Origin of the sequence: Streptomyces sp. CA-249302, from assembly GCF_050936785.1 — a bacterium.
Lineage (GTDB): Bacteria > Actinomycetota > Actinomycetes > Streptomycetales > Streptomycetaceae > Streptomyces.
On the sequence record NZ_JBNJMG010000001.1, the window covers coordinates 4,791,786 to 4,818,159 of the forward strand.

27 protein-coding genes are annotated in these 26,374 nt (G+C 70.7%); 14 read left to right on the forward strand and 13 right to left on the reverse strand.

Annotated elements, in window-relative coordinates; genetic code table 11:
- Positions 1–108 precede the first annotated feature (108 nt).
- Positions 109–843, reverse strand: a complete 735-nt coding sequence (locus ACQEWB_RS21310) for a VOC family protein (protein WP_432833317.1) — start codon at positions 841–843, stop codon at positions 109–111.
- A 122-nt stretch (positions 844–965) separates the two neighbouring features.
- On the opposite strand from ACQEWB_RS21310, the gene ACQEWB_RS21315 reads away from it, so the two are divergent.
- Positions 966–1,613: a TetR family transcriptional regulator gene (locus ACQEWB_RS21315; protein ID WP_432833319.1), complete on the forward strand. Its 648-nt coding sequence runs from the start codon at positions 966–968 to the stop codon at positions 1,611–1,613.
- An 82-nt stretch (positions 1,614–1,695) separates the two neighbouring features.
- Here ACQEWB_RS21315 and ACQEWB_RS21320 read toward each other — a convergent pair whose 3' ends face one another.
- The gene (locus ACQEWB_RS21320; RefSeq protein ID WP_432833321.1) at positions 1,696–2,148 is read right to left on the reverse strand and encodes an Lrp/AsnC family transcriptional regulator; all 453 of its coding nucleotides are present in this window, start codon (positions 2,146–2,148) and stop codon (positions 1,696–1,698) included.
- A gap of 82 nt (positions 2,149–2,230) precedes the next feature.
- On the opposite strand from ACQEWB_RS21320, the gene ACQEWB_RS21325 reads away from it, so the two are divergent.
- Both ACQEWB_RS21325 and ACQEWB_RS21330 read left to right on the forward strand, forming a co-directional pair.
- Positions 2,231–2,845 (forward strand): LysE family translocator, encoded by a 615-nt coding sequence (locus ACQEWB_RS21325; protein ID WP_432833323.1) that lies wholly within the window; start codon positions 2,231–2,233, stop codon positions 2,843–2,845.
- Between the two features lie 68 nt (positions 2,846–2,913).
- Entirely contained in the window at positions 2,914–3,180 is a 267-nt protein-coding gene (locus ACQEWB_RS21330; RefSeq protein WP_432833325.1) for a hypothetical protein, read from the forward strand.
- Between the two features lie 12 nt (positions 3,181–3,192).
- On the opposite strand, the gene ACQEWB_RS21335 is transcribed toward ACQEWB_RS21330, so the two are convergent.
- Positions 3,193–3,663, reverse strand: coding sequence for a nitroreductase/quinone reductase family protein (locus ACQEWB_RS21335; protein ID WP_432833327.1), 471 nt, complete (start codon positions 3,661–3,663; stop codon positions 3,193–3,195).
- Positions 3,660–4,850 (reverse strand): acyl-CoA dehydrogenase family protein, encoded by a 1,191-nt coding sequence (locus tag ACQEWB_RS21340; RefSeq protein WP_432833329.1) that lies wholly within the window; start codon positions 4,848–4,850, stop codon positions 3,660–3,662. Before ACQEWB_RS21340 ends, ACQEWB_RS21335 begins: the two co-directional genes overlap by 4 nt.
- A 76-nt stretch (positions 4,851–4,926) precedes the next feature.
- On the opposite strand from ACQEWB_RS21340, the gene ACQEWB_RS21345 reads away from it, so the two are divergent.
- Positions 4,927–6,108 (forward strand): thiolase C-terminal domain-containing protein, encoded by a 1,182-nt coding sequence (locus ACQEWB_RS21345; RefSeq protein WP_432833331.1) that lies wholly within the window; start codon positions 4,927–4,929, stop codon positions 6,106–6,108.
- 30 nt (positions 6,109–6,138) lie between these two features.
- Here ACQEWB_RS21345 and ACQEWB_RS21350 read toward each other — a convergent pair whose 3' ends face one another.
- Positions 6,139–7,491, reverse strand: a complete 1,353-nt coding sequence (locus tag ACQEWB_RS21350) for a hypothetical protein (protein WP_432833333.1) — start codon at positions 7,489–7,491, stop codon at positions 6,139–6,141.
- A 58-nt stretch (positions 7,492–7,549) separates the two neighbouring features.
- Between ACQEWB_RS21350 and ACQEWB_RS21355 the strand changes: the two genes are divergently transcribed.
- A complete protein-coding gene (locus ACQEWB_RS21355; RefSeq protein ID WP_432833335.1) occupies positions 7,550–7,975 on the forward strand; it encodes a pyridoxamine 5'-phosphate oxidase family protein in 426 nt (141 codons plus the stop codon).
- Positions 7,976–8,041: 66 nt separating this feature from the next.
- On the forward strand, positions 8,042–8,707 hold the full coding sequence (locus ACQEWB_RS21360; RefSeq protein ID WP_432833337.1) for a pyridoxine/pyridoxamine 5'-phosphate oxidase: 666 nt from the start codon (positions 8,042–8,044) through the stop codon (positions 8,705–8,707).
- Positions 8,708–8,726: 19 nt separating this feature from the next.
- Here ACQEWB_RS21360 and ACQEWB_RS21365 read toward each other — a convergent pair whose 3' ends face one another.
- From ACQEWB_RS21365 to ACQEWB_RS21380, 4 genes are all read right to left on the reverse strand, one after another.
- The gene (locus ACQEWB_RS21365; protein WP_432833339.1) at positions 8,727–9,605 is read right to left on the reverse strand and encodes a GNAT family N-acetyltransferase; all 879 of its coding nucleotides are present in this window, start codon (positions 9,603–9,605) and stop codon (positions 8,727–8,729) included.
- A 149-nt stretch (positions 9,606–9,754) separates the two neighbouring features.
- Complete coding sequence (locus ACQEWB_RS21370) at positions 9,755–10,357, reverse strand: GNAT family N-acetyltransferase (RefSeq protein ID WP_432833341.1); 603 nt, start codon at positions 10,355–10,357, stop codon at positions 9,755–9,757.
- 23 nt (positions 10,358–10,380) lie between these two features.
- Complete coding sequence (locus ACQEWB_RS21375; protein ID WP_432833343.1) at positions 10,381–10,776, reverse strand: Zn-ribbon domain-containing OB-fold protein; 396 nt, start codon at positions 10,774–10,776, stop codon at positions 10,381–10,383.
- A 30-nt stretch (positions 10,777–10,806) separates the two neighbouring features.
- Positions 10,807–11,256: a DoxX family protein gene (locus ACQEWB_RS21380; protein ID WP_432833345.1), complete on the reverse strand. Its 450-nt coding sequence runs from the start codon at positions 11,254–11,256 to the stop codon at positions 10,807–10,809.
- 194 nt (positions 11,257–11,450) lie between these two features.
- Here ACQEWB_RS21380 and ACQEWB_RS21385 point away from each other — a divergent pair, with 194 nt between their 5' ends.
- From ACQEWB_RS21385 to ACQEWB_RS21420, 8 genes are all read left to right on the forward strand, one after another.
- Positions 11,451–13,109 carry a subtype B tannase gene (locus ACQEWB_RS21385; RefSeq protein WP_432833347.1) on the forward strand — a complete coding sequence of 553 codons (1,659 nt, stop codon included), beginning with the start codon at positions 11,451–11,453 and terminating at the stop codon, positions 13,107–13,109.
- Positions 13,110–13,188: 79 nt separating this feature from the next.
- Positions 13,189–13,593: an effector-associated constant component EACC1 gene (locus ACQEWB_RS21390; RefSeq protein ID WP_432833349.1), complete on the forward strand. Its 405-nt coding sequence runs from the start codon at positions 13,189–13,191 to the stop codon at positions 13,591–13,593.
- Positions 13,586–15,400, forward strand: coding sequence for a caspase family protein (locus tag ACQEWB_RS21395; protein ID WP_432833351.1), 1,815 nt, complete (start codon positions 13,586–13,588; stop codon positions 15,398–15,400). The genes ACQEWB_RS21390 and ACQEWB_RS21395 overlap by 8 nt, the downstream gene beginning before the upstream one ends.
- A gap of 132 nt (positions 15,401–15,532) precedes the next feature.
- Entirely contained in the window at positions 15,533–16,720 is a 1,188-nt protein-coding gene (locus tag ACQEWB_RS21400) for a flavin-containing monooxygenase (RefSeq protein ID WP_432833353.1), read from the forward strand.
- 169 nt (positions 16,721–16,889) lie between these two features.
- On the forward strand, positions 16,890–18,380 hold the full coding sequence (locus ACQEWB_RS21405) for a flavin monoamine oxidase family protein (protein WP_432833355.1): 1,491 nt from the start codon (positions 16,890–16,892) through the stop codon (positions 18,378–18,380).
- A gap of 135 nt (positions 18,381–18,515) precedes the next feature.
- Complete coding sequence (locus ACQEWB_RS21410; protein WP_432833357.1) at positions 18,516–20,741, forward strand: acetate--CoA ligase family protein; 2,226 nt, start codon at positions 18,516–18,518, stop codon at positions 20,739–20,741.
- Complete coding sequence (locus ACQEWB_RS21415; RefSeq protein WP_432833359.1) at positions 20,738–21,526, forward strand: enoyl-CoA hydratase/isomerase family protein; 789 nt, start codon at positions 20,738–20,740, stop codon at positions 21,524–21,526. The genes ACQEWB_RS21410 and ACQEWB_RS21415 overlap by 4 nt, the downstream gene beginning before the upstream one ends.
- 41 nt (positions 21,527–21,567) lie before the next feature.
- On the forward strand, positions 21,568–22,164 hold the full coding sequence (locus ACQEWB_RS21420) for a flavin reductase family protein (protein WP_432833361.1): 597 nt from the start codon (positions 21,568–21,570) through the stop codon (positions 22,162–22,164).
- A gap of 44 nt (positions 22,165–22,208) precedes the next feature.
- Here ACQEWB_RS21420 and ACQEWB_RS21425 read toward each other — a convergent pair whose 3' ends face one another.
- From ACQEWB_RS21425 to ACQEWB_RS21440, 4 genes are all read right to left on the reverse strand, one after another.
- A complete protein-coding gene (locus ACQEWB_RS21425; protein WP_432833363.1) occupies positions 22,209–22,748 on the reverse strand; it encodes a hypothetical protein in 540 nt (179 codons plus the stop codon).
- 355 nt (positions 22,749–23,103) lie between these two features.
- Positions 23,104–24,639 (reverse strand): caspase, EACC1-associated type, encoded by a 1,536-nt coding sequence (locus ACQEWB_RS21430; RefSeq protein WP_432833365.1) that lies wholly within the window; start codon positions 24,637–24,639, stop codon positions 23,104–23,106.
- A 403-nt stretch (positions 24,640–25,042) separates the two neighbouring features.
- Positions 25,043–25,672 (reverse strand): class I SAM-dependent methyltransferase, encoded by a 630-nt coding sequence (locus tag ACQEWB_RS21435; protein WP_432833367.1) that lies wholly within the window; start codon positions 25,670–25,672, stop codon positions 25,043–25,045.
- A gap of 75 nt (positions 25,673–25,747) precedes the next feature.
- The gene (locus ACQEWB_RS21440) at positions 25,748–26,245 is read right to left on the reverse strand and encodes a glycine-rich domain-containing protein (protein WP_432833369.1); all 498 of its coding nucleotides are present in this window, start codon (positions 26,243–26,245) and stop codon (positions 25,748–25,750) included.
- Positions 26,246–26,374: the final 129 nt, after the last annotated feature.

Consider the following 26,374-nt stretch of genomic DNA (forward strand, 5'->3'; position numbering starts at 1 on the left):
GCACCACCCCTGGCGGCGCGCAAGCTGATTCTTCCTGTACCGGACCCTGGTTGCGAACCCGGGGCCGAAACGGGATGTTCCGGGATATTTACGGTCAAAAAGCCCCGGTCAGCGCTGGAGCACCGCGAAGGACGCCCCTTGATTGTCCGTGACGACGGCCACCTTTCCGTACGACGTCTCGAATGGTGGCGCCTGTACCCGGCCACCGAGACGGTTCACCGTCCCGAGGACGGCCTCGCAGTCCTCGACCTGGAAGTGGACGACGAAGTGGGGCGGCATTTCGGCCGGAAAAACCTCCGACACGGCCGCCCGGCCGAAGTCGGGCTTCGCGTCCGGCCCGAACAGGGCGTCGTGGAAGAGCCCGCCGTAGAAGTCGTTGGCGGCCTCGGTGTCCCGGGCGTACAGCTCGGCCCAGGCGAAGGCGCCGGTCTCGTGCCGTTTGCCGAAGCCGGGGTGGCTGCCCGGCTCCCAGAGGCCGAAGACGGCCCCCTCCGGGTCGGTGACCAGCGCGGTCGTGCCCAGGTCGCCGACCGGCAGCGGGGCCGTGACGACCTGTCCGCCGGCCGCCCAGACCCGGTCGGCGAGGGCCTCCACGTCCGGGGTCGCGAAGTACACCGTCCAGACGGTGGGCATCCGGCCGTCCGTCTTGTGCGCGAGCGCGGCCACCGGCTCGCCCCCTTGCAGCGCCCATACGGAGCCGCCGTACCGCTGCTCCTCGAAGGTCCACCCGAAGAGCTCACCGTAGAAGCGCTTGCCCGCCTCCACGTCGGGAAGCTGCGCGTCCACCCAGCAGGGGACGCCCTCTCCGTACGCGGATGCAATGTTTTCGGCGTGTTCGGCCATGCGGCAAAAGTAACGGCGACTCACGCACCGCGCAGGACCAGCTCACCCGCCCCCTGATGCTCGTGCACCCCATTTGCAGTCGGCCGAATCGCGCTCCGATCACCCCTCGGTAAGCTGACGGCATGACAGGACAAGTGCGTACCGTCGACGGCCGCGTGGCCGGCCGGCGTGGGCAGGCGACCCGGCAGAAGCTGCTCGACTGCCTCAGTGAGATGCTCAGCTCATCGCCCTACCGGGACGTCAAAGTCATTGATGTCGCCCGGAAGGCGGGTACTTCACCCGCGACCTTCTACCAGTACTTCCCGGACGTCGAGGGGGCCGTACTGGAGATCGCCGAGCAAATGGCCACCGAGGGCGGGCAGTTGACGGCGTTGCTCGAGGGCCGGTCGTGGGTCGGCAAGGCCGGCTGGACGACCGCGCAGGAACTCGTCGACGGGTTCCTGGAGTTCTGGCGCACGAACGACGCGATCCTCAGGGTCGTCGACCTCGGGGCGGCCGAGGGCGACAAGCGGTTCTACAAGATCCGCATGAAGATCCTGAACTCGGTGAACAACTCCCTCACCGACTCGATCACCGAACTTCAGTCCAAGGGCAAGGTCGACAAGGACGTGAACCCGGCGGCGGTCGCCGGTTCGCTGGTCGCGATGCTCGCGGCCGTCGCCTCGCACCAGAAGGGCTTCCAGACCTGGGGTGTCAAACAGGCTGAACTCAAGCCGAACCTGGCGCTGTTGGTGCATCTGGGCGTGACCGGCAAGAAGCCGACGAAGTAGGTCCCTGCTCCGGCTCAAGTCCTGTCTGGCAGGCGGTGGTCCACTCGGGTGGGCCACCGCCTGCCGCGCTCCGCGGGGGTGTTCACGCGGGCAGCGGGCGGTCCCGCACCACGTGCTTCATCACCAGCGTCGAGGTCAGCCGCTGCACCCCCGGCAGGGTCGCGAGCTTCTCGTCGTACAGCCGCTGGAAGGCGGCGAGGTCGGCGGTGGTCACCCGCAGCAGGTAGTCGGGCTCCCCGAACAGCCGCTGGGCGTCCAGCACATGGGGGATCTCGGCGATCGCCCGCTCGAACTCGGCGACCGTGTCCCGGTCCTCCTGCCGCATGGAGACGAAGACCAGCGCCTCGAAGGTCAGCCCGACCGCCCCCGGGTCCACCACCGCGCGGTAACCGCTGATCGCCCCGGACCGCTCCAGCTCGCGCAGCCGCCGGTGGCACGGCGAGACGCTCAGCCGCACCCGCCCGGCCAGTTCGGTCACGGTCAGCCGCCCGTCCTGCTGGAGCTCGGCAAGGATTTTCCGGTCCACGTCGTCCATGGAGAAGATTCTTCTACCAAGAACGCGATCATGGGCAAACTTCAGGAACACTTTCGGGCCATCCGCGCCTAATGTCCCCCTCATGGACACCGGACTGCTGCTCTCCTTCCTCGCCCTCGACCTGCTCCTGGTCTGCGTACCGGGCGCCGACTGGGCGTACGCGATCGCGACCGGGGTGTGCGGCCGTCCGGTGGTACGGGCCGTGGCGGGCCTGGTCGCCGGGTACGCGCTGCACACCGTGCTCGCGGTCGCCGGGCTCGCGGTACTGGTGGCGGGCTCGCCGGGGCTGCTGACGGGGCTGACGCTGGCGGGGGCCGGGTATCTGGTGTGGCTGGGGTGGGGTGTCCTGCGCCGGCCCGCTCCACCAGGGGCGGACGGCACCGGATCGCACTCCGGCCTGTTCCTGCGCGGCGCGACGATCAGCGGCCTGAACCCCAAGGGCCTGCTGCTCTACCTCTCGGTCCTCCCCCAGTTCCTGGTGACGACCGGCGACCACCTGCCCATCCCCGTCCAGACGGCCGCCCTCGGCCTCCTCCACATGGCCTGCTGCGCCGCCGTGTACCTGGCGGTGGGCCTGGGCGCCCGGGCCGTCCTGGGCGCCCGCCCGACAGCCGCCCGGGCGGTCACCCGGACATCGGGGGCGGCGATGCTCGGGATCGGCGCATTTCTGCTGGTACAGCGGCTGGCCACGCTGTGACGCCGCTGAACGGCCGACGCCCCTTTTCCGTACATATAGGGAAAGAATTCGCGAAAGGAGAGGCGATCATGAACCTCCTGAAGCGTGCGGCCCTCGCCGTGGCCTCGGCCGCCCTGGTCACCGGAGGCGCGGGCGTCGCCTTCGCGGCCCAGCCGGGCGCGTCCTGCGAGGACACCCCCAACCAACCCGGACACTCCGTCAGCGCCCCCGGCTCCGCCTTCAACCCGGACGGCGTCGCCGGCACGAAGTACGCCGGCGAGCAGCCGCAGAACTCCAAGAACCCGCACTCGGTCTCCCAGTACGACGTGGCCTGCACCCGGAACCAGTCGCACTGACACCGGCACCGCTCACCTCCGGACGATCCTGAACACCCGTATCTCCCGCTCCACCCGGGCCTGGTAGGTGGCGTACGGCGGCCAGAACACGAGCAGCCGCTTCCAGGCCGCCGCCCGCTCCTCGCCCTCCAGGAGCCGGGCCCGGACGGGGATGTCCGTGCCCTTCCAGTTGACCTCGGCGTCGGGGTGGGCGAGGAGGTTGTGGGTCCAGGCCGGATGGTCCGTACGCCCGAAGTTGGAGCCGATCAGGATCCAGCTGCGCCCGCCCTCCTCCGGCATGCACGCGAGCGGAGTACGGCGGGCCACTCCACTGCGCGCGCCCTTCGCCGTGAGGATCACGCCGGGCAGCATCTGGGCGCTGACCAGCACCTTCCCCCGGGTGAGGCGGTGGACGGCGCGGTCCAGCGCCGGAATGACATGCGGGGCCACCTTCGCGAAGCCCTTCGTGGACGACACCCGTTGCACCACTCGTTCGCCGATCACACCGACACCTCCCGGCCCTCGAAGAGTCGCGCCGCGTCGGCGGCACGCGCCCGCAGCCGGTGCACCGGCCCGAACAGCAGCTCGTCGCCCGAGGCGCGCTTGAAGTAGAGATGGGCGTCGTGCTCCCAGGTGAAGCCGATGCCCCCGTGCAGCTGGATCCCCTCGGCGGCGGCGCACCGCAGCGCCTCCAGGGCCTGCGCGAGCGCGAGCCCGCCGGCCCGCTCGCCGCCCTGCCCGGCCGCCCAGGCCGCGTAGTACGCCGCCGAACGCGCCGCCTGGAGCTGCACGTACACGTCGGCCAGCCGGTGCTTGACCGCCTGGAACGACCCGATCGCCCGCCCGAACTGCTCCCGCTGCCGCACGTACTCGACGGTCCGCTCCAGCGCCCGGTCGGCGGCCCCGACGGCCTCGCAGGCGAGCACCGCGGCGGCCGAGTCGCCGACGGAGGAGAGGGCGCCGAGGACGCCGCGTCCGTCCTCGCCACCCAGCAACTCGGCCTCCACGTCGCGCAGTTGGAGACGCCCCTGCGGCCGGGTGGCGTCAAGCGCGGTCTGCCGCAACCGCACCAGCCCCGCCGCGTCGCCGGACACGAGAAAGAAGAGGGTCCGAGACCGGGCGAACCCGCCGGCATGGGCGGCGATCACCAGGAGCCCGGCGCTGTGCCCGTCGAGCACCTGCCCCACCTCCCCGTACAGCCGCCACCCCTCCCCCACCCGCCGGGCCTGCACGCCCCCGGCGCGCCCGCCGCCCGCCCACTCCCCGCCGTTGCCGCCGGTCAGCGCGAGGGCGGTGGCCAGTGCGGTGCCGGGTACGGCGAGGGCGCCGGTGAGGGCGCCGGAGGCGAGCCGGGGCAGCAGTTCGGCGCACTGGGCCCCGGTCCCGAGGGCCCGTACGACCGGCCCGGCGAGGACGGCCGTCGCCAGCAACGGCACCGGCGCCAGCGCCCGCCCCAACTCCTCGCTTGCCAAGGCGAGTTCGGTGACAGAGCAGCCGACACCGCCGTACGCCTCGGGAAGGGCGAGCCCGGGCAGGCCGAGCTGTTCGGCGAGGGTGGACCAGAGGGCGGTGTCGTGGCCGCCCGGGGTGTCGAGGGCGGCGCGGAGCTCCTCGGATCCGCAGCGCCGGTGCAGGAGCTCGCGCAACGTGCGGCGGATCTCGTCCTGTTCGGCGGTGAAGCCTGCGTCCATGAGTCTTCCCTCCCGATCTGACGGTCCGTCATATTAGGAGCGCCGGGACGATATGCACAGAGGGAAGCGAGGGGTCATGACCACCAGGATCACCGGGATCCGGAAAGTCGCCGTGGTGGGCGCGGCCCTGTCCGACTGCGGCCGGGTGGACGACGCGACGCCGTACACCCTGCACGCCCAGGCGGCCCGCCGCGCGCTCGCGGACGCGGGCCTGGACCGCGCGGTGGTCGACGGCTTCGCCTCGGCGGGCCTGGGCACGCTCGCACCCGTCGAGGTCGCCGAGTACCTGGGCCTGCGCCCCACCTGGGTCGACTCCACGTCGGTGGGCGGCTCGACCTGGGAGGTGATGGCGGCGCACGCGGCGGACGCGATCGCCGCGGGCCACGCGAACGCCGTCCTCCTGGTCTACGGCTCGACGGCCCGCGCGGACATCAAGGCGGGCCGCCGCACGGGGAACCTGTCCTTCGGCGCGCGCGGCCCCTTGCAATTCGAAGTCCCGTACGGACACACGCTGATCGCCAAGTACGCGATGGCGGCCCGCCGCCACATGATCGAACACGGCACGACGATCGAGCAGTTGGCGGAGGTGGCGGTGCAGGCCCGGGCGAACGCGGCCCTCAACCCGGACGCCATGTTCCGCGACCCGATCACGGTCGACGAGGTCCTGTCCGGCCCGATGATCGCGGACCCCTTCACCAAGCTGCACTGCTGCATCCGCTCGGACGGCGGCGCGGCGATCCTGCTCGCGGCCGAGGAGTTGGTACGGGACTGCCGTACCGCCCCCGTCTGGGTGCTCGGCACCGGGGAGCACGTCTCGCACGCGGCGATGTCCGAGTGGCCGGACTTCACGGTGTCACCGGCGGCGGTGAGCGGCCGCCTGGCCTTCGAACGGGCCGGAGTGCGCCCGGAGGAGATGGACTTCGCCCAGCTCTACGACGCCTTCACCTACATGACCCTGGTGACCCTGGAGGACCTCGGGTTCTGCGGGAAGGGGGAGGGCGGGGCGTTCGTGGAGAAGGGGCGGCTCAGGGTCGAGGGCGGGGAGCTGCCGGTGAACACGGACGGGGGCGGGCTGTCGGCCCAACACCCCGGGATGCGGGGGCTGTTCCTGCTGGTGGAGGCGGTGCGGCAGTTGCGGGGGGAGGCGGGGAGCCGTCAAGTGCGGGCGCGGGACGGGGAATTGCCGCGATTGGGGGTGGCGTCCGGGACGGGCGGGTGGTTCTGCTCGTCGGGGACGGTGGTGCTGGGGCGGGGCTGATCGTGATGCTGGGGCGGGGGTGAGGAGCCGTCACCTTTCTACGGCGATGCGGGCCTCGTCGTTGTCGTTGTCCGGGTCGTGGCGGCCGAAGTGGTACTTGGTGGCCTGGTCGGTGTCCTGGAGGAGCACGCGTCCGGTGGCCGGGTCGCCCAGGCGGAGGGTGAACTCGAAGGTGCGGGACCTGCCGGGGGCGAGTTGCCGGACGGGGCAGGTGTAGGAGTAGCCGTTGAAGTCGCAGTAGGGGCCGTACTCGCCGTCGTCGATCTCGGTCGTGGGCTGTTTCACCACCCCCGTGCCGAGGGGCGGCTCGAAGACCAGCTCGGCGGCGGCGCCGGGGTTGCCGGGGCCGTCGTTGCGGACGGTGAGGCGGAGCTTGCGGATGTCGTCGGGGTTGCCGTGGAGGGTGGCGCCGGTGACCCGGTAGTCGGCGTGGAGGTCGAGGGAGACGGGGGTGGTGCCGCCGCCTTCCCGGAAGGTGCCCGCGGGAAGCCCCGCGGCGGTTCCGGTGACGGCGGCGAGGGCGGGGCCGTCGCCGGGGTCCCCGCGGCGGGCGCGGGTGTCGGAGGCGGGGTCGGTGTCCAGCGCCCAGACCTCGGTGCCGACGGTGTCGTACATCCGGGTCTTCGGAGCGCGCAGGCGCAGGGCGGGGCGGAGGGTGACGGTCTCGCCGGGAGCGATCCGCAGGTCGGGGAAGGTGCAGGTGACGGCGTTGCCCAGGGGGGACTTCGGGTCGGGGTACCGGCAGCTGCGGCTCCGGTCGGCGAACTCGCCCTCACCGGGCTGCAGTCGGAGCCCCAGCCCGACGACCGGCACGTCCCCGGTGTTCCGGACGACGAGCGGGTGGCGCAGCTCACCGCCGGGCCGGACCCCCTCGAACGCCTTGGGAACGAAGGCCTGCACGACCGGTGTACCGACCACCACCCGCGTCCGTGCGGTGAGCTTCTTGCCGCCCTTCGTCTCGTAGGTGAGGTCGACGTACCCCGACTGCCCGATCCGGCCGCCCTTCACGGCGAGCGGCAGGATGCGGGCCTGGCCCTGGCCGTTGATGTTGTCGCCCGCGATGTCGCAGGTGACACGGGTGCCGGTGCCGGAACAGTCCGGGGCGCTCTCCCGCAGCCGCACGACGTCCCGGGAGCCGGGCGGCACCACCACGGTCACCCGCCGAGGCTCATTTCGGACATACGGCGACCCGCCGTTCACTTCGACGGCGAAGCGCAGGAAGTCCTCGGGCGTGGACTTCTCGCCGTAGGGGCGGAGGTAGAAGACGGACGGGGCGGAGAGGGAGGTCGCTTCCCTGCTGCCGGTGCCGCAGCCGGTGAGGGCGCCGAGCAGGACGAGGGCACCGGTGAACGCGACGCCGGCCGTACGGGTCGTACGCTGCAAACTGAACCCCTCCCGGCCGCAGCGTACCGCCCAGTCGTATTCATCGGAGGAGACCCGTATGGCGCTGACCCGTGAAGAGCGCGCAGAGTTCCTGGCCGAGCCGCATGTCGCCGCGCTGGCGGTGGACGCGGGCGAGGGACGGGCGCCGCTCACACTGCCGATCTGGTACGTGTACGAGTCCGACGGCACGGTGTGGATCCTGATCGTGCGGGACTCACGCAAGGACGAGCTGATCCGGGCGGCGGGACGGTTCTCGCTGATGGCCGACCGGTTGGAGCCGACGATCCGGTACGTGTCGGTGGAGGGGCCGGTGATCGGCTCGGAGCCGGCGACGATCGAGCAGCTGAGGGAGATCTCGGCGCGGTACCTGCCCGCCGAGAAGGTGGACGGATACGTGGACTTCGCCTGGAAGAACCACGGCGAGCAGGTGGTCATCCGGATGCGGCCGGAGCGCTGGCTGTCGTCCGACCTTGGGGCGGTCTGAGCGCGGCGGAGACGAGGGTCGGGGCCTGAGTACGGTCCGAGCGGCGCCGCACGTGACAATCGGGGCATGGGAACGGATCTACACGAACTGCTGAGGTCACTGCGGGTGTGGGACCCGGAGGTGACCAGCCTGCCGCCCTTCGACCCGGCAGCCGCACCCGCCGCCCCTCTCCCCCTCTTCGCCACCTGGTTCGCGGAGGCGGTCGCGGCGGGCGAGCGCGAGCCGCACACGATGTCGCTGGCGACCTCGGACGCCGAGGGCCACGCGGACGTACGGATCGTGATGCTGCACGGCGCGGACGCGGACGGCTGGTCCTTCGCGACCCACGCGACGAGCCACAAGGGCACCCACCTGGCGACCCACCCGTACGCCGCCCTCGCCTTCTACTGGCCGACCCTGGGCCGCCAGATCCGCCTCCGCGGCCCGGTCACCACGGCCCCGTCCACCGACTCCCAGTCCGACCTGCACGCCCGCTCGACGGGCGCCCTGGCCGCGGCCCTGACCGGCCACCAGAGCGAAGTCCTGGGCTCACTGGAGGAGTTGGCCAAGGAGTCCCAGGCGGCCTGGGAACGGGCCCAACGAGAGCCAGACGCTCCGGTCCCGACCTGGACGCTGTACCGCCTGCTGCCGGACGAGGTGGAGTTCTTCCAGGGGGATGAACGGAGGCGGCATGTGCGGCTCAAGTACGGGCGGGAAGCGGCCGGTTGGACCAAGGAACTGCTGTGGCCGTAATCAGCTGACGGCGCTTGCGCTAGGAGTCGGCGCCGCCTTCGAAGTCGTACACCGCGAAGTCCGCCACCGCCCGGTATCCGATTCGCTGGTACAAGGCGTTGCTGGTCGGGTTCGCGAGGTCGGTGAAGAGGAGGACCTCGGCGGCTCCCGTTGCTCGGGCCGCTCGGCTGACCTCGGTCGTGACCGCGCCGGCGTAGCCGCGGCCGCGCAAGTGGGACGGGGTGTAGACGGGGGCCACCCGGATCTGGCCGGCGACCTGTGGGGTGACGCCGGCCATGGAGAGGGGGGTGCCGTCGAGGGACTCCCAGAGGGTGATGCCGCCGTAGGCGATGCGGGCGTCGGCCCATTCCCCGGGGTCCTGGGAGGCGCGGGGCTCGCCGACGGCCTGTGCGAACTCGTCGTACCAGCAGGCGAGTTGGGCGCGATCGGCGGCCCCTGCGATCCTCGGCCGACCCTCCGGCACGGGTCCCGGTTCCGTCAACTCGCCCAGCCGGTACAGCCGCTGGCGCTCGCGTAGGGTCGCCGGCGCTCCCGTGCGCCGCTCCCAGGCGTCCGCCAGCGCCGCGGCGGTCGTGTGTTCGCCGGTGACGCCCGGCAGGGGGTGGCCGACGCCGGCCAGGTGGGCGGCGAGGGAGTCGGCCTCCTCGGGAGTGAGGGGCGTGACCACCAGGCTGTGGGGAGGGGTGCGGAAGTAGGCGGCCTGGACCTCGCCGTCCCGCTCCAGTACGCCGAAGTAGGGGGCCGCCGCATCGCCGTACACCTGCATTCCGCGCGTCCGCAGCGACTCGGTCACCGTCAGCGGGACGGTGTGCAGGGCGGGTCGGGAATGGAGGAAGTCCCGGGCGCGGGTGAGGAAGGCGTCCAGGTCGTCGGTGAGGTGCCAGTCATCGGAGTGCATGCCGCATGATTCCGCGCACCACACGGTCCCCGCCTCCGAATTACGGCGCCCGCTTTCAGGCAGGGATGAAGCTCGGCCACCGCGCCCCCGCCCCCGCCCCCGCGTCGTCGTAGACGCGGAGAGTCCCCAACGTGGATTCCCAACGTGGATTACAGCCCGTCCGGCTCCGGATCCCCCGCCACCCGCCCGTGCAGATGCATGTCCCGGAACGCGTCCCGCCGCCCCGCCTCGAACATCGCACCCCGCAGCGTCCCCTCGTACCGGAACCCGCACCGCTCGGCGATCCGGCACGAGGCGTCGTGCCCGACGGCGTGATCCAACTCCACCCGGTTCAGGCCGAGGCCGGTCAGCGCCCAGTGGGCGGCCAGGCCGAGGGCGCGGGTGGCGACGCCCTGGCCGCGGGACTCCGGCAGTACCCAGTAGCCGATCCGGGCATGGCTCAGCACGAGGTGGATGGCGTTGACCCCGATGTGCCCGAGCGGCGCCCCGGTCGCCGTATCGGTGATGCAGTACGAGGCCGCGGAGCCGTCGGCCATGCCCAGCTCCTTGCCCCGCAACGACTCCCGCGCACTCTCCACGTCCGTGACCGACCTGATCGGCGTGTTCCACCGCTGGAACTCCGGGTCGGTGAGGCCGCGCAGCCAAACCTCCACGTCCGCCTCGGAGTCGGCATCCCACGGGCGCAACCGGAGGCCGTCACCTCGGAGTTCGGGGAAGGGAGTGGTCAGGTGCGGTCCGTCGACTGTGGCCATGGGCCCATTCAAGCCCGTACGGCTCACCCCAGCGGCCGGAACACCGCCACCCCGTCCCGGAAGACGACCTCAAGAACCATCCCCGCCCGCAGCCCACCCTCCGCGCACCCGACGACCTCGGTCATCATCCGCGGCCCCTCCGCCAGGTCGACCACCGCGGCCACGTACGGCACCCGCTCCCCGAACGGCGGCAGGTCGTTCCGGTGGACCACCGACCACGTGTACAGCGCCGCCCGCCCACTCGCCGGCTCCCACCGCACGTCCTCGCTCCAGCAGTGCGGGCAGAACTCCCGCGGATAGTGATGCGCCCGCCCGCACGCCCCGCACCGGCGGATCAGCAGCCGCCCCTCCGTCGCCGCGTCCCAGTACGTCCGCGTGAACGCGTCGATCTCCGGTACGTCGGAATGCGCGCCGCCCATCAGGGACGCCCCCTGTCCGTAGGACCCACGTCAGAACAGCCCCAGCGCACTGTCCACCGACCACACCTGCCAGGACACCCCGAACAACCCCACCACCGACATCAGCGCCATCATCGAGTTCTGCCCCTGCTCGGCCACCTCGTGGATCATGAGGGTGAAGTACAGGACGTTCAGGAGCAGCCCGCCGAGCAGGGCGATCGGGGTGAGGAAGCCGGTGATCAGGCCCAGGCCCACCGCCAGCTCCGCGTAGACGACGACGTACGCCATCGTCCGCGGGCGCGGCGCGACCATGACCTCGAAGCCGGAGCGGACCGCGTTCCAGCGGTGCTTCGCGGCGATCCCGGCCGCCCACGCGATGCCGGTGCCCCGCTCGAACCAGGCCTTGCGGTCCTTGTGCCGCCAGCTCTCCAGCCACCACAGCCCGAGGCCTATGCGCAGCACGGCCAGCCACTCAGCGCCACTGAGCCAGATCGAGTCCATGAATCTGACGGTACGTCAGATGGCGGGATCCGGGAAGCGGTGCGAACCTGAGGAGCCTGAGGGAAATCTGTGCACCCACCACCAAACTGTGCGTCGCCTACGGATACCCTGCGAATGACTTCAGATTGTTGGCAATTTTGTCGCCAGCTCTACTACCTTCGCAGACGCAAGCCGAGCCACCGAGGGAGTCGAACGTGAAGCACAGGGCAGTCAAGCGCAGGAACGTCGTGATCGGGATCGGCGCCGTCGCCGGTGCCGCCACCGTCGGGGGCATCGCACTCAGCGCCCAGGCGTCGAACGACTCCTCCCCTTCTTCCTCTTCCTCGTCCTCCTCGTCCTCCTCGGACTCCCTGGTCTTCGACCCGGACGGCTACGAGAAGCTGACGACCACCGTCACCGACACGGCCGGCGACGAGCACAGCGTCACGTACCACTTCTGGAAGGCGATCACCTACGTCGCCAAGCCGGTGGACGAGACCTACCAGTCGCTCGTCGTCAGCGTTCCGGTCGAGATCGACGGCAAGACCGTTGACGCGAGCAACGCCCCGATCCTGTTCGCGAACTCCGTCGGCGGCTATATGCCGTCCTCCGTGGCGGACGCCACCGGCATCGGCGCCGGCGGCATGAGCGGCGGCGGTGCCCCCTCCGGCGCCCCCACCGGCAGCGCCGCGCCCAGCGCCTCCGCCTCCGCCTCCGCCTCCAACGCGAACGGCAACACCAACGCCACCGGCGGCGCCACCGCCTCCAACCAGCTCCTCGCTCTCGCCGCCGGTTACGTCGTCGTCGAGCCCGGCGCCCGCGGCCGTACCCTCAAGAACTCCGCCGGCGAGTACTACGGCACCGCGCCCGCCGCGATCGTCGACCTCAAGGCCGCCGTGCGGTACGTGAAGGCCAACAAGGGCCGGATCCCGGGCAACGTCGACCGCATCGTCTCGGCCGGCACGAGCGCGGGCGGCGCTCTGTCCTCGCTGCTCGGCGCCTCCGGCGACAGCCCGATCTACGACAAGTACCTCAAGGAGCTCGGCGCCGCCGACAGCTCGGACGCGATCTTCGCGGTCGGCGCCTGGTGCCCGATCACCGACCTGGAGCACGCCGACGGCGCCTACGAGTGGAACTGGGGCACCAACGACCTCAGCACCGGCAAGCAGGTCGACCAGACGGTGTCGAAGGAGCTCCAGGCCCAGTTCGCCGAGTACCAGGCGAAGCTGCGGCTGCGCGGCCTCAAGGGCTCCGGCTTCGGCACGCTGACCGCCCGCAACTACGACGACTACCTGGTCAAGCAGTACCTGGAGCCCTCGGCGACCACGTACCTCGCCGCCCTGTCGGACTCCGACCGCACGACCTACCTCGCCAAGAACACCTTCATCACCTGGTCCGGCGGCAAGGCCACCTTCACCTGGGCCGACTTCCTGACGCACGTCGGCGCCCGCAAGAAGACCACCCCGGCCTTCGACGCCTTCGACCTGTCGGCCGGCGAGAACAACGAGTTCGGCGCGGGCACGACCGAGACCCGCCACTTCACGGCGTACGGCGCCAAGAACGACTCCACCGGGCTCAGCACCAAGCGGATCGCGAGCGACATCCCCGAGAAGCTCCGCCTGATGAACCCGATGTACCACCTGGTGGACAAGGTCAACGGCAGCCGCTCCAAGCACTGGTGGATCCGCCTCGGCACCAGCGACTCGGACACCTCGCACGTCATCTCCGCCAACCTCGCCGCCGCCGCGAGCGGCCTCGGCGACGAGGTCAACCACCTCTACTACTGGGACCAGGGCCACGGCGCCAACACGGACCCGGGCGACTTCATCACCTGGATCGCGAAGGTGACGGGTTACAAGGGCCCCAAGAAATAACAAGGCCCGGAAGTACCACGGTAGTTGGATGAACCACCGGCATCACCCCCAGTACTCTCGCACTGGGGGTGATGTGCTGGTGGAGGAAGTAGAGGTGTCCGTCACGGCGACGAGCGACCGCTTCGACGCCGACGACGACAGGTGGCTTTCCCAGGTACGGCTGTTGCATCAGGACCTGGGCAGAGAGGCGAGGCTGGCGGCCAGGGCGACCGGCGGCCGGTCCGGCACAAAGGGCGGCGGCCTGCCGGACGTGAACATGTGGCTCACCCCGGCGGTCGTCCTCGGAGTCACGTCGGTGATCAGGGCCTGGATCAAGCGCGACCGCGACCGCTCCGTCCGTCTCACCTGGCAGGAGGGCGGAGAACCGCGCGAGTTCACCGTCACCTCGACGAACGTCGACAACGCCACCCTCCAGGTGGCCCTGCAAGAGGGCCTGCGCGCGACGACCGATGCTCCACGGCAGGACGCCGACTCCGGTGACTGAGCCGGGACCCGCGTGCCGGGCCCTGCTGATGGGCAACGCCGGCTTCCCGGACGAGCCGGGGCTACGGCGGCTCCTGGGCCCGGCGAACGACCTGAGGCTGCTGGGCGCCGCCCTCACGGACCCCGAGGTGGGTCTGCCGTGGAACGTGACCGTGGTGGCGGAGGGGACGTCCCAGGAACTCAGGGAGGCCCTGGACGCCTTCTTCGGACAGGCCGTACGCGGCGACCGGCTGCTCCTCTACTACACCGGTCACGGGCTCCTCGACGCGCAGAACAGGCTCCACCTCTGCACCCGTGACACCACGGTCGACAGACTCCGCACCCGGGCGGTACGGCACTCGTACGTCACCGAGCTGATGGACGAGTGCGCGGCGCGCTCGATCGTCGTCGTCCTGGACTGCTGCTTCAGCGGTCACGCGACGGCGGCCAAGGGGGCCGACCCGGCGGCCCTGTTCATGGGAAGCGGCCACTCGGCGGGAAGCAGCCACTCCGCGGGAAGCGGCCGCGGGCGCTTCGTGATGACCAGCTGCGGCCGCCTGGAAACCGCCGCGGACGCGCCCACGCCGGACGAACCGAGCCCCTTCACCGCCCACCTCGTCGCCGGGTTGCGGCAGGGGGCGGTGGGCGAGGACGGGTACGTGACGGTGGAGGACGTGTACCGGTACGTGGACGACCGGTTGCGCGGCTCGGGTCAGCGCCCGGAGATGAAGACGGAGGGGCGGGCGGGGCACGTACCACTGGCTCGGCGGCCACTGCCGACGGCTGCCGCGCCGGAGGCCGCGCGGCCGGCCGAGCCGGAAGCCGGGGCCCCGGCCGGGCGGGACACCCCGGATCTACGACCGGTCTTCACCGACGCGGAGGGCCGGGTCGAACGCCCCGCCGCCGAGAGCCACTTCACGGGCGTACTGCATGTCCCGCTGCCCGGCGCCCTGGGGACGCTGACCGTGCACCGGGACGACCTCGTCGCGGCCGGACCGGAGCACCCTGCGCAGGGCTGGTACTTCACGTACGGCCCCTACGGGTCCCGCCGCAAGCCGGTACGGCTCGACGGCACGATGACAGCCTCCGAGGGCGTGCGGTTCGCCCTGCCCGACGGGGCGGGGACAGTCGACTGGCCGGTGGAGCGGCTCGCCGCCTTCGACCGGGCGCGGGTCGAGGGGAGCTGGCCCACGGCACTGCGCCCGACCCACGCCGAGGAGACCCATATCGTCCTGAAGTCGCGGGACGAGACCTATCGGATGCTGGCGGCGGAGACCCGGACGATATGGGCGGCGCTGGCGGCCTGTGCCGTGGCAGCAGCGGAGGGCTCCTGGCTGGCGACCGATCCCAGGAACAGCCCGGTGCTGGTGACCATCGCGCTGTTCACCGGGTTCGTGCTGGCCACCGGGGGCGTCACGGGACTGGCCTACTCGTCGAAGGACGTCCGGGCCTTCTCCCGCCTCCGCCGGCTCATCCAGCTCCCCGCGCTCCCGGTCACCCGCATGTCGATGAGGGTGAGGATCAAGCGCGGGGAATTCGTCAGAGGGCGGGGTGGGGGCAGGAGAATGCCGGATCAGGTGTACGCCGACCTGTGGTGCGAGGACTTCCGGCTGACCTTGCCCGCCGACCACTTCGGCAAGAACTACCTCGCTGTCGCCGGGAAGGAACCCCGCCCGGTCGAGGTCATCGGCCTCCCCGCGCCCGGCCAGTGGGTGGTCGTACGCACTCCGCACGGCATGCTCTGGCCGAACACACCGGCCGAGCGACCGCCGACCGACGAGGCCGTCGAGCCGATCGCCGCCCGCACCGACGAGCAACAGCCCACCTGACCCACTCCCCTCCACAACCAGGTGGCCTACGTCACAAGCCCCACCCACTCCTCCTACACGCGTGATCAATCCGAAACCAATTCCCCTCTTGACCGAGACCCATCAACCACCTGCGTGATTACGCTCGCGCACATGAGCGACACCACTCCGTCCACGAGCCCTTCGGGCCGTCCCGTCTACGTCATCGGCGGCGGACCCGGCGGACTCTCCGTCGCGTACGCGCTGCGGGCGCGGGGCATACGGGCGGTGGTCCTGGAGAAGTCGGACGGGGTGGGCTCGGCCTGGCGCCGGCACTACGACCGGCTGCACCTGCACACCACGCGGCGGCTTTCGGCCCTTCCGGGGCTTGCGATGCCCCGGCGCTTCGGCCGCTGGGTGGCCCGGGACGACGTGGTGCGGTACCTGGAGAAGTACGCCGAGGTGCACGAGCTGGAGATCGTCACCGGCGTCGAGGTCTCGAAGGTCGAGCGCACCCCCGACGACACCGGCTGGCTGCTGCACGCCACCGGCGGCCGCGAGCTGACCGGCGCGGCGGTCGTGATCGCCACCGGCTACAACCACACGCCGTACGTGCCGGAGTGGCCCGGCCTCGACGACTACAAGGGCGACTTCACGCACGCCGGCGACTACCGCAACGCCAAGCCGTACGCCGGCCGGGACGTCCTGGTCGTCGGCGTCGGCAACACGGGGGCCGAGATCGCCGTGGACCTGCTGGAGGGCGGGGCTTCGCGGGTACGGCTCTCGGTGCGGACGGCTCCGCACATCGTGCGCCGATCCACCGCGGGCTGGCCCGCACAGTTCACGAGCATCCTGGTACGGCGGCTGCCGGTCGGGCTGGTCGACCGGCTCGCCAGGCCCATGGCGAAGCTCAGCGTGCCGGACCTGTCGGCCCAGGGGCTGCCGCGCCCCGACACCGGGCTCTACAGCCGCGTCAAGGAGGGGGCGATCCCGGTCCTCGACGTCGGCCTCGTCGACGCCGTACGCCGGGGCCGCGTCGAGATCGTGGCAGCCGTCGACGGCTTCGAGGACGGCAAGGTGGTCCTCGCCGACGGCGACCGCGTCCCGGTGGACGCCGTCATCGCCGCCACCGGTTACGTCCGTGGGCTCGAAGGCCTCGTCGGCCATCTCGAGGTACTGGACGCCTCGGGCAGACCGGTCGTCCACGGCGTCCACACCTCGAAGCACGCGCACGGCCTCTACTTCCAGGGCTACGCCAACCCGATCAGCGGCAATCTCCGCGAAATGGCGATCGACGCCGAGAAGATCGCCAAGTCGGTCGAGAAGACCGGCGGCGACGCGCTGTCCCGGCTGCCCGCCTGACGCGGAACGTCCGCCCCGCTGACGTAGAAAAACTCAACTCCCTTCATCAGAACTCCCGTTACTCATGTGTCAGATGTGACGGGAGCGTTGAACCATGCCGTCTTCCGGGGCCAGAATGTGAATCCTGCTCACCTTTCTGCTCCACACTCTCTCCATACGGAGGACGCACGTGGCACGTGAAAGACAGCTCTCCCGGCGTTCCCTGCTCGGCGGTGCCGCCGCCGCGGCGGGCGCCGTCACCCTCACCGGCACCGCCGCCGGAACCGCGTCCGCCGCCTCCACCCGGGACGTGGACGTCGCGATCATCGGCGGCGGGCTCGCCGGGCTGACCACGGCCCGCGACCTGGTGGCCGGCGGCAAGACGGTCGCCGTCCTGGAGGCCCGCGACCGCGTCGGCGGCCGGGTCGTCAACCTCGCGCTGGCCAACGGCGGTGTCACCGAGGGCGGCGGCGAGTTCATCGGCCCCACCCAGGACCGCATCAAGGCCCTCGCGGACTCGCTCGGCGTGGCCACCTTCACGACGTACAACACCGGCAAGAACCTGCTCTACAAGGACGGCACCCGCACCCCCTACGCCACCGACGGCCTCCTCGGCTCGGTCCCGCCGGTCGACGTGGCCGGGCTCGCCAACGCGGCGATCGTGCAGGCCTCGTTGGACGACATGGCCAAGACGGTCCCGGTCGACGCGCCCTGGACCGCAGCCAAGGCCGCCGAGTGGGACAAGCAGACCTTCGAGAGCTGGCTGAACGCCAACGCGGTGGTCCCGTCCGCCAAGTTCCTCCTCGACCTGGCCTGTACGTCGATCTTCTCGGCCCAGCCCCGCGAACTCTCCCTGCTCTTCGTGCTGTTCTACATCGCGGCCGCCGGCAACGAGTCCAACGTCGGCACCCTGGAGCGCCTCACCGACACCGCGAACGGCGCCCAGGAGTCCCGCTTCGTCGGCGGCTCCCAGCAGGTGCCGATCAAGCTGGCCGCCACGCTCGGCGACAAGGTGGTGCTGAGCGCGCCGGTGCGCTCGGTGGTGCAGTCCGGCAGCAAGTACGTCGTCACGGCCGACGGCATCACCGTGACGGCCAAGAAGGTCGTGGTCGCCGTACCCCCGCCGCTGGCCGCCCGCATCACCTTCGACCCGCTCCTCCCGGCCTCCCGGGACCAGCTGAGCCAGCGGCTCCCGATGGGCTCGATCGGCAAGGCGATCGCCGTGTACAGCACCCCGTTCTGGCGCGCCGACGGCCTCAACGGCCAGGCGGTCAGCGACTCCGGCGTGGTCCGCTCGACCTTCGACAACTCCCCGCCGGACGCCTCCTACGGCGCCCTGATGGGCTTCATCGAGGCCGACGAGATGCGGGCCTACGACGCGTCGAGCGTCGACGAGGTGAAGACGGCCGTCCTCAAGGACTACGTCAACTACTTCGGCTCCAAGGCCGCTTCACCGACCTCCTTCGTGCTCCAGCGCTGGGACAACGAGGGCTTCTCGCGCGGCGGCCCGGTCGCCTACGCCCCGCCCGGCGTCCTGACCGAGTACGGCGCCGCCCTGCGCAAGCCGGTCGGCGGCGTCTTCTGGGCCGGCACCGAGACCTCGACGTACTGGAACGGCTTCATGGACGGCGCCGTGCGCTCGGGCGAGCGGGCGGCGAAGGAGGTGCTGGCGGCCCTCTGATCCCGCCGTCCCGAGCGCCGGTCCGGTTGCGGGTTCACCAACTTTGCGTGCACAGCGGTTCCTGACGTTGTGTCAGTTCGCTTAATCTGACACTACGTCAGTTAATTGTGCTGTCACACAGGAGCGGGCGGACCGATGCTTGGATCAACCCACGGCACCCTCACCACCGACTCCCGCCGGGCCCGGGTCATCGCCTGCGGTGAACAACCCGGGCCCGCCGTACACGGCCGGCCCGCCGAGGTCGACGATCTCGACGTCAGCGGGCGGCCGTTGTATGCGGACGTCCCCGATCTGGACCGGTTCTTCCGGCCCGAGTCCGTCGCCGTCATCGGCGCCTCGGACACCGAGGGCCGGCCGAACACCGGCATCACCCGCCAACTGGTGGCCTGGGCCGAGCGGGTCGGCGCCCGGCTCCATCCCGTCCATCCCACCCGCCCGTCCGTCTTCGGCATACCCTGCACGCCCCGCGTCTCGGAACTGCCCGAACAGGTCGATCTCGCCGTACTGCTGGTCGCCGACCCCCTCCCGGTGGTCGAGGAACTGGCCGAGGCCAAGGTGAAGTTCGCGGTCGTCTTCGCCTCCGGGTTCGCCGAGACGGGAGCGGAGGGCGCGGCCGCGCAGGAGCGTCTCGCCGCCGCGGTGGCCCGCTCCGGGCTCCGCCTCCTGGGACCCAACACCAACCTCAACGCCTTCGAGCGCTTCCGGGACGACCTCGACGGACCGGCCATCGCCCTGATCACCCAGTCCGGCCACCAGGGCCGCCCCGTCTTCTCCCTCCAGGAGCTCGGCATCCGCCTCTCCCACTGGGCGCCCACCGGCAACGAGGCCGACCTGGAGACCGCCGACTTCCTCTCCTACTTCGCCGAACGCCCCGAGGTGGGCGCGATCGCCTGCTACGTGGAGGGCCTCAAGGACGGCCGGTCCTTCCTGCTGGCCGCCGACCGGGCGGCCCGGCGCAGGGTGCCGGTCGTCGCCGTCAAGGTCGGCCGCACCGAGACCGGGGCCCGTACGGCCGCCTCGCACACCGGCAAGCTGACCGGCGCGGACACGGTGGTCGACGCGGCGATGCGGCAGTTCGGCGTGATCCGGGTGGACGGACTCGACGAACTCCAGGACACCGCGGCCTTGTTGGCCCGGGCGAGGCCGCCCCGGGCGGACGGAGTGGTCGTCTACTCGATCTCCGGCGGCACGGGCGCGCACTTCGCCGACCTGGCGACGGAGGCGGGGCTACGGCTGCCGGTGCTGTCGGAGGCCCGGCAGGCCGAGCTGCACCAGTGGATCCCGGAGTACCTGAGCGTGGCCAACCCGGTCGACAACGGCGGCCATCCGGTCGGCGACGAACGCGGCCGGAAGATCATCGACGCGATCCTCGACGACCCGGCCGTAGGCGTCCTGATCTGCCCGATCACCGGCCCCTTCCCTCCCCTCTCCGACCGTCTCGTCCAGGACCTGGTCGACGCGGCCGAGCGCACGGACAAGCTGGTCTGCGTGGTCTGGGGCTCACCGGTCGGCACCGAGCCGGCGTACCGCGAAGTCCTCCTCGGCTCCTCCCGGGTGGCCACCTTCCGCACGGTCGCGAACTGCATCACCGCGGTCCGCGCCTACCTCGACCACCACCGCTTCGTCGCCCACTACCGCTCCCCCTTCGACGAGGCCCCCCGCACCACCTCCCCCTCCTTCCGCAAGGCCCAGGCACTGATGCGCCCGGGCCAGCAACTCAGCGAACACGCGGCGAAACAACTGCTTCGGGCATACGGCATCCGGGTCCCGCGCGAGCAACTGGTCACCAGCGCGGCGGCGGCCGTACGCGCGGCGGGGCTGGTCGGCTACCCGGTGGTGATGAAGGCGTCCGGCGCGCAGATCGCCCACAAGACCGAACTGGGCCTGGTGAAGATCGAGTTGACCTCGGCCAGCCAAGTCCGTGACGCCTACCGTGAGTTGACCGACATCGCCCGTTACGAGGGCGTCACGCTCGACGGCGTGCTCGTCTGCCAGATGGTCGAGCGGGGCGTGGAGATGGTCGTCGGGGTCACGCACGACGAGCTGTTCGGGCCGACGGTGACGGTGGGCCTGGGCGGGGTGCTGGTGGAGGTCCTGCACGACGTGGCCGTACGCGTCCCGCCCTTCGGCGAGGACCAGGCGCACGCGATGCTCGCGGACCTGCGCGGGCGGGCCCTGCTGGACGGGGTCCGGGGTCGACCGCCGGCCGACGTCGACGCGCTGGTGGAGGTGGTGCTGCGCGTCCAGCGCATGGCGCTGGAACTCGGGGACGAGCTGGCGGAGTTGGACATCAACCCGCTGATGGTGCTGCCTCGGGGCCAGGGCGCGGTGGCACTGGACGCGCTGGCGGTGTGCCGATGACGGAGCTGACGCACACGACCGAGGGCCAGGTCATGTACCTCACCCTCAACCGGCCCGAGGCCCTCAACGCCATCACTCCCGACCAGCGGGAGCTGCTGATACGGCTGTTGGCGGAGGCGTCGGCCGACCCGGAGATCCGTGCCGTGGTCCTCACCGGGACCGGGCGGGGGTTCTGCGCGGGGGCGGATCTGCGGGGCGGCTCGGGGACCGGCGGGGAGCGGGTCGCCGGTGACGTGGCCCGCATGCTGCGGCTGGGCGCGCAGCGCCTGATCGCGGCGGTCCTGGACTGCGAGAAGCCGGTGATCGCGGCGGTGAACGGTACGGCGGCCGGCCTCGGCGTGCATCTCGCGCTCGCCTGCGACCTCGTACTGGCCGCGGAATCGGCGAAGTTCATCGAGGTGTTCGTACGGCGGGGTCTCGTGCCCGACGGCGGCGGGGCGTACCTCCTCCCCCGCCTGATCGGCCCGCACCGCGCCAAGGAGCTGATGTTCTTCGGCGACGCCCTGTCCGCCGCCGACGCGGAACGCCTCGGCCTGGTCAACCGGGTCGTCCCGGACGGCGAGTTGGACAAGACGGCCCGCGAATGGGCGACCCGCCTCGCCACCGGCCCCACCCGGGCCCTCGCCCTCACCAAGCAGCTGGTCAACGCCTCCCTGGACAGCGACCGAGCCACCGCCTTCGCCGCGGAGGGGGCCGCGCAGGAGATCAACATGACCACGCGGGACGCGCAGGAGGGGGTACGGGCGTTCGTGGAGCGCAGAAGCGCCGAGTACAAGGGGCGATAGCCCTTCCGATCTGACGTACCGTCAGCTTCAATGGAGGGGTGATGGGACACGCAGGAGCGGCCGCGGCCGCCGTCCGGTACCTGAGGTCGGCCGGGACCCCGGCCCCCGTGGAAGCGCTGCCGCGCCCGGAGCTGCGGTGCGTCGGCGCGGACGAGCGGGCACCGGTCGACCAGACCGAGTTCCGCCGCGTCCTCGGGAACTTCGCGACCGGCGTCACGGTCATCACCGCCGCCGCGACCGACGACTCGCCCACCCCCGCCGGCTTCGCCTGCCAGTCCTTCTCCTCCCTCTCCCTCGACCCACCCCTGATCGCCTTCATGGTCGGCCGCACGTCGACCACCTGGCCCCGCATCGCCCGCGCCGGTGCCTTCTGCGTGAACGTCCTCGCCGCCCATCAGGGCGAGTTGTGCCGCGGCTTCGCGGTGAGCGGCGCGGACAAGTTCGCGGGAGTGGCGTACGACGCGGCGCCGATGTCGAGGGCGCCGCGGCTGGCGGAGGTGGTCGCGTGGATCGACTGCACGATCCACGCGGTGCACACCGGCGGCGATCACCTGATCGTGGTGGGACGGGTGGAGGCGCTGGGGGCGGGGGACGGCGAGGGAGCGCCGCTGGTGTTCCACAAGGGGCGGTTCGTGTAGCAGGTCGATTGGCTTCGGGACGGCGGTCTCGCAGGGCGAGCGAGTCATGAGGGCGCCGGGCTGACCGGGGCGCCGGCACTGGCGATGAGGTGCTCCGCGTCGGGGAGGAAGGCCTTGAGGTCAGCCTGATCTCTCCCTTCGATCCCGATGGCGAACAGATGGGTCTTGCCTCCGTACCTGACGTCGGACAGATACAGCCGCAGCACCGCGGGCTCGGCGAGGCCATAGACGTTGTCTCCAGCGTTCGGCCAGGTCAGAAAGTCTACGCAGGCCCGTACAGGACAGTCGGAGGCCTCATTGACCGCCTTGCTGGAGATCGTGATGTCGACTACCTCGGCAGGGAGGGAGTCGGTGCCGATCGTGGCGCTCCGGGGAGTGGAGACCCGTACGTTGGGGCGGGTTCTGAGCCACGCCACCAGCTCCGATGCAGTGCTGCTGACTCCGGCGGCAGGTTTCCGGTTCTTGCCCACCGGGATGAGGTCGGACCAGAACAGGACCCGATGCAGATCCCAATTGCCGTCCGGCGCCACGGAGAACTCGACGGGCTGGTCCTCATGGCTCTCCCACCGTCCGGTAAAGGTCACCGTCAGTTGCCCGTTGAGGAAGTGTGACGTCCGATAAGAGCCCGCGGACAGGCTTCCGGGATCCGAACCCCCCGAGAGGCACTCTGGTGCACAGCCCGGGATCCCCGCCGATGTGGTGGCCGTCGGGGTCCTTGACGAACCACCCGAGTTGCTTGAGCCGCTGGAGCTGCCGCACCCTGCGACAAGGACTGCGGACAGCGGGAGCATGAGGAGCTTGAGAGCAGATTTCACGACAGACCCCCATCTTGATCCAGCACCTGGCTGGATCGGCCCAAATACTCCCAGAATCTGATGCGTTGGCGGAGCCAGCGACGCTTCCCCTGCGTTACGCCGGGACCGCATCTCCTGAGGTGGGTCAACGAGCGCGGCGGAGGAGGAGCTGGGACACCGTAACCATGATCGCGCCGGCGGCCATCACAAGTGACCACCACCAGTGGTCTCCAGCGGGTCCGGAGGCGGAAGCCACCAACACCGCGACCAGGATCGTGATCAGGCCGACGCCGGTGACGACCCATGGCCAAATGCGGCCCCACCTGACGCCGAAATACTCCAGCGCGAACGACACTGTGACCAGCGCCGAGAGGAGGCACAGAGGCGGGACGGCGAACGAGGCAATGGTGGCCACGAGTGCAACCAGTGCGGTGTAACCCGCAATCCGGTGACGCTGCAAGCCTCGCACAGATGGTTCCCGGCCGGTGATCTCAGCGCTGGTGCCGGATGCAGCTTGGCTGCGGCCGGGCGCAGTCGGGTCGGGCCCGATGGGAGCGTGCAGGTCGGGCCCGGCTGGGCTGTTGAGTGGGTGAGGCCAGAAGTCATTCCCAGAGGCGGATCCTGGTGTCCTCGACCGCGATGGCCCGGCAGCAGGGTCAGGCGGCATCACCGGTGCTTCGAAAGCCGGCTCCGTGGCTGGTGCAGTGGTAGGTCCGGGCCCAGCGGTCGCGCCGAACGAACGATCAGGCGGTGGCGGAAGGATGGTCTGAAGCCGGGCCGCCGCGGCGGCGGACACTAGTCGGCTGTCGTCGTCCACCAGTCGCTGGAGCTCATCAAGGGCCCGCCGCCGCACGAGGTCGTTACCGATCCGGTGCAGGTGAGCGAGCCCGTCCACGGCACCGAGGCGGTCGGTGGCGATGGGGCTGCCGAGCGCGTGGCGCAGGTGGGCGGGAAGGGTCCAGTTGATGTTCCGGGCGATGACGATGCGGCCCTCGACGCTGTCCTGTTTCTTGGGCCGCTGCTGCGGCATCTCGTCGACGACCCGGTCGTGGACGTAGCCGTACAGCTCGTCGAGGGTGATGTCGCCGTCGCCGTCGAGGTCCGCGCTGCCGTCACGCAGGCCCTGCACCAGGTAGCGGGTGAACACCGACTGCGCCGCCTGGCCATATGCCTGGTTCCCTTCGAACGAGTATTGGGTCGCGTCCGATGCGGTCAGCACAGTGCGGCCGCAGCCCTGGAAGCGCTCCAGCGCATGCACGGCGGTATCGGCCTTCGAGATCCGTCCGGCTGGGAACGCCCCGCTGTAGCAGCAGTCGAGGATCAGCACCTTTCGCCGGGAGGAACACCCCTCCATGGCCTGGTCGATCTGCTCGGCGGACAGTGCGGTGAACAGCAGACCGTCGTGGCAGGTGTTGGCCATCGCCAGGTACAGCCGACCGTCGTCGTCCTTGAGACCGTGGCCCGTGAAGTAGAGCAGGGTCAGGTCGTCGCGGCGCCGGTCGCGATAGAACTCGCCGATGGCCTCGCCGACGAGATGATGCGGCTGGTTGACCAGGGTGGTGACCTCGAACCCGGCAATATCAGGATCCCGCAGCACCGCGGCCAACGCCTCCGCGTCGTGCGCCGGGGCGGTCAACTGCCGCAGGGCACGGTCCTGGTACTCGTAGGTGGCGATGAGCATCGCCAGTCGACGGCCCATCGCTAGTTGCCCGGGTGGCGACGGATGCACGCGTCTGTCAGGGCACGTTGAGTCGCGGCATCCGCGCTCTTCGCGGCGTCAGGAGCCGGTGCGCTGGGCCCAGGACGAACCGCCTCGACTTCCGACTCGGTGATCTCGACCCTCAGACGACGGGCCACCCGTTCCCTCGCTTCAGGATCGGGCGCGAGGACCGGCAGCACCTCCATGACATCGCCTGCTTGCTGATCCGCTGAATGCCTTCTCGTTGAAGAGTCGTCCTGCATACGTCCGTCCCCCGGGCAGGTCGTCGCGAAGCCGTACCTGACAGTCTGGCGTCAGTTGGCCACGCACGGCAGCCGGTCGGCCTGAAATCCGGGCTCCCCTGGACAGGCGCCCAGCCGCGGGGTCAGGCAGCCAAGGCACGTACGAGCATGGTGCCCGCCGCCCTTCCCTCTGGCGGGTCGATCAGAGACACGCACACGTCGGAGAAGCCGTGCCCTTTCAGGATGCGCTCCCACTCGTCCGGGGTGTGGTCGTGCCGGAGTCCGCCCTTGGCGGGCTTGGGCCCCTGGCTGCCTGGAGGCAGATGCGAGAAGGCCAGGATGCTGCCCGGCGCCGTACGCGAACGGATCAGCGGGAGCAGGACGTCCGGATCGACGAACCACGCGGCGCCGAAGATCGAGAGCACGACATCGAACGTCTCGTCCATCTCGCTCAGGAACACCGTCGCCTCCGCCGTACGGAACTCAAGGCCCGGCAGATTGCCCCAGTGCTTCCGCGCGACCGTCTCGCGGGTGGGGGCTACGTCCACTCCTACACCAGTCGCACCCAGCGTCACCAGGTGTGCGAGGTTACTGCCGCTCCCTGAGCCGAGTTCCAGCACTCTGCGTCCGGCCACGGGACCCAGAACCGTCTCGTCCGGCCCGTGATCGGCGTACTGAGTCCAGTTCAACCAGGTCGTCGCACCCTTGGCGTTCACGGTCCTGCGTGGCTTGCTGTCGACCGCGTACCTGTCCCAGGACTCAGCCAATGACATGCAGTGGTCCTTTCCGTCACTAGGGGCCCACCCCCAACGTACGGCGATGGGCCCCAACTCACGTGCTGCTCACGACTACTTGGGCGAGTCGTGGCACCCGGCGTGGCACTGGCCGCAGCTGGCCGCGTCCTCCATGCCCCACAGGTCGGGGTCGATCTCGAACCCGGCCGCCTTGATGGCCTTGATCGTCTGTTCCAGAACGAGCGGGCCGCCGGTCTTCGGGTCGTGCCCGTCCCGCGTCGCCTTGCCGTCACTGACGCACTGGACACCCATCGGCCCCGGAATCTCCGGAACGTGGTGGATGTACCTGCCGAAGTGCCGGTCGGTGAAGTGGTGGTACGGGATCGAGTCGAGCATGAACGAGTGCCATGCCTCGTCCACCTGCTCGGACGGGCCCATGAGAAGGTCCGGGTTCTCGCCGCACGTGATTAGGTAGGCGATGGCCTGCCCGAACTTGGCCTCTGCCAGTTCGCGCGTGTTCTCCGGGTTGCGGAGGAGGAGAGCTACCTCCCGCTCCCACACGTCCGGTGTGACGTACGCCTTCGGGTCGCGGATCACTACTGCCGTGCTCATGCTGGCTTGCCTCCACGTAATTGGGGGTCCGTGGTGCTGCGGTCACTTCGCCCACCCCTGCACCGGGGGCACAGGCACGACGGCATCAGGCCGGTCGCAAAGGGATACCCGCCCTCACCCTCGTACAGG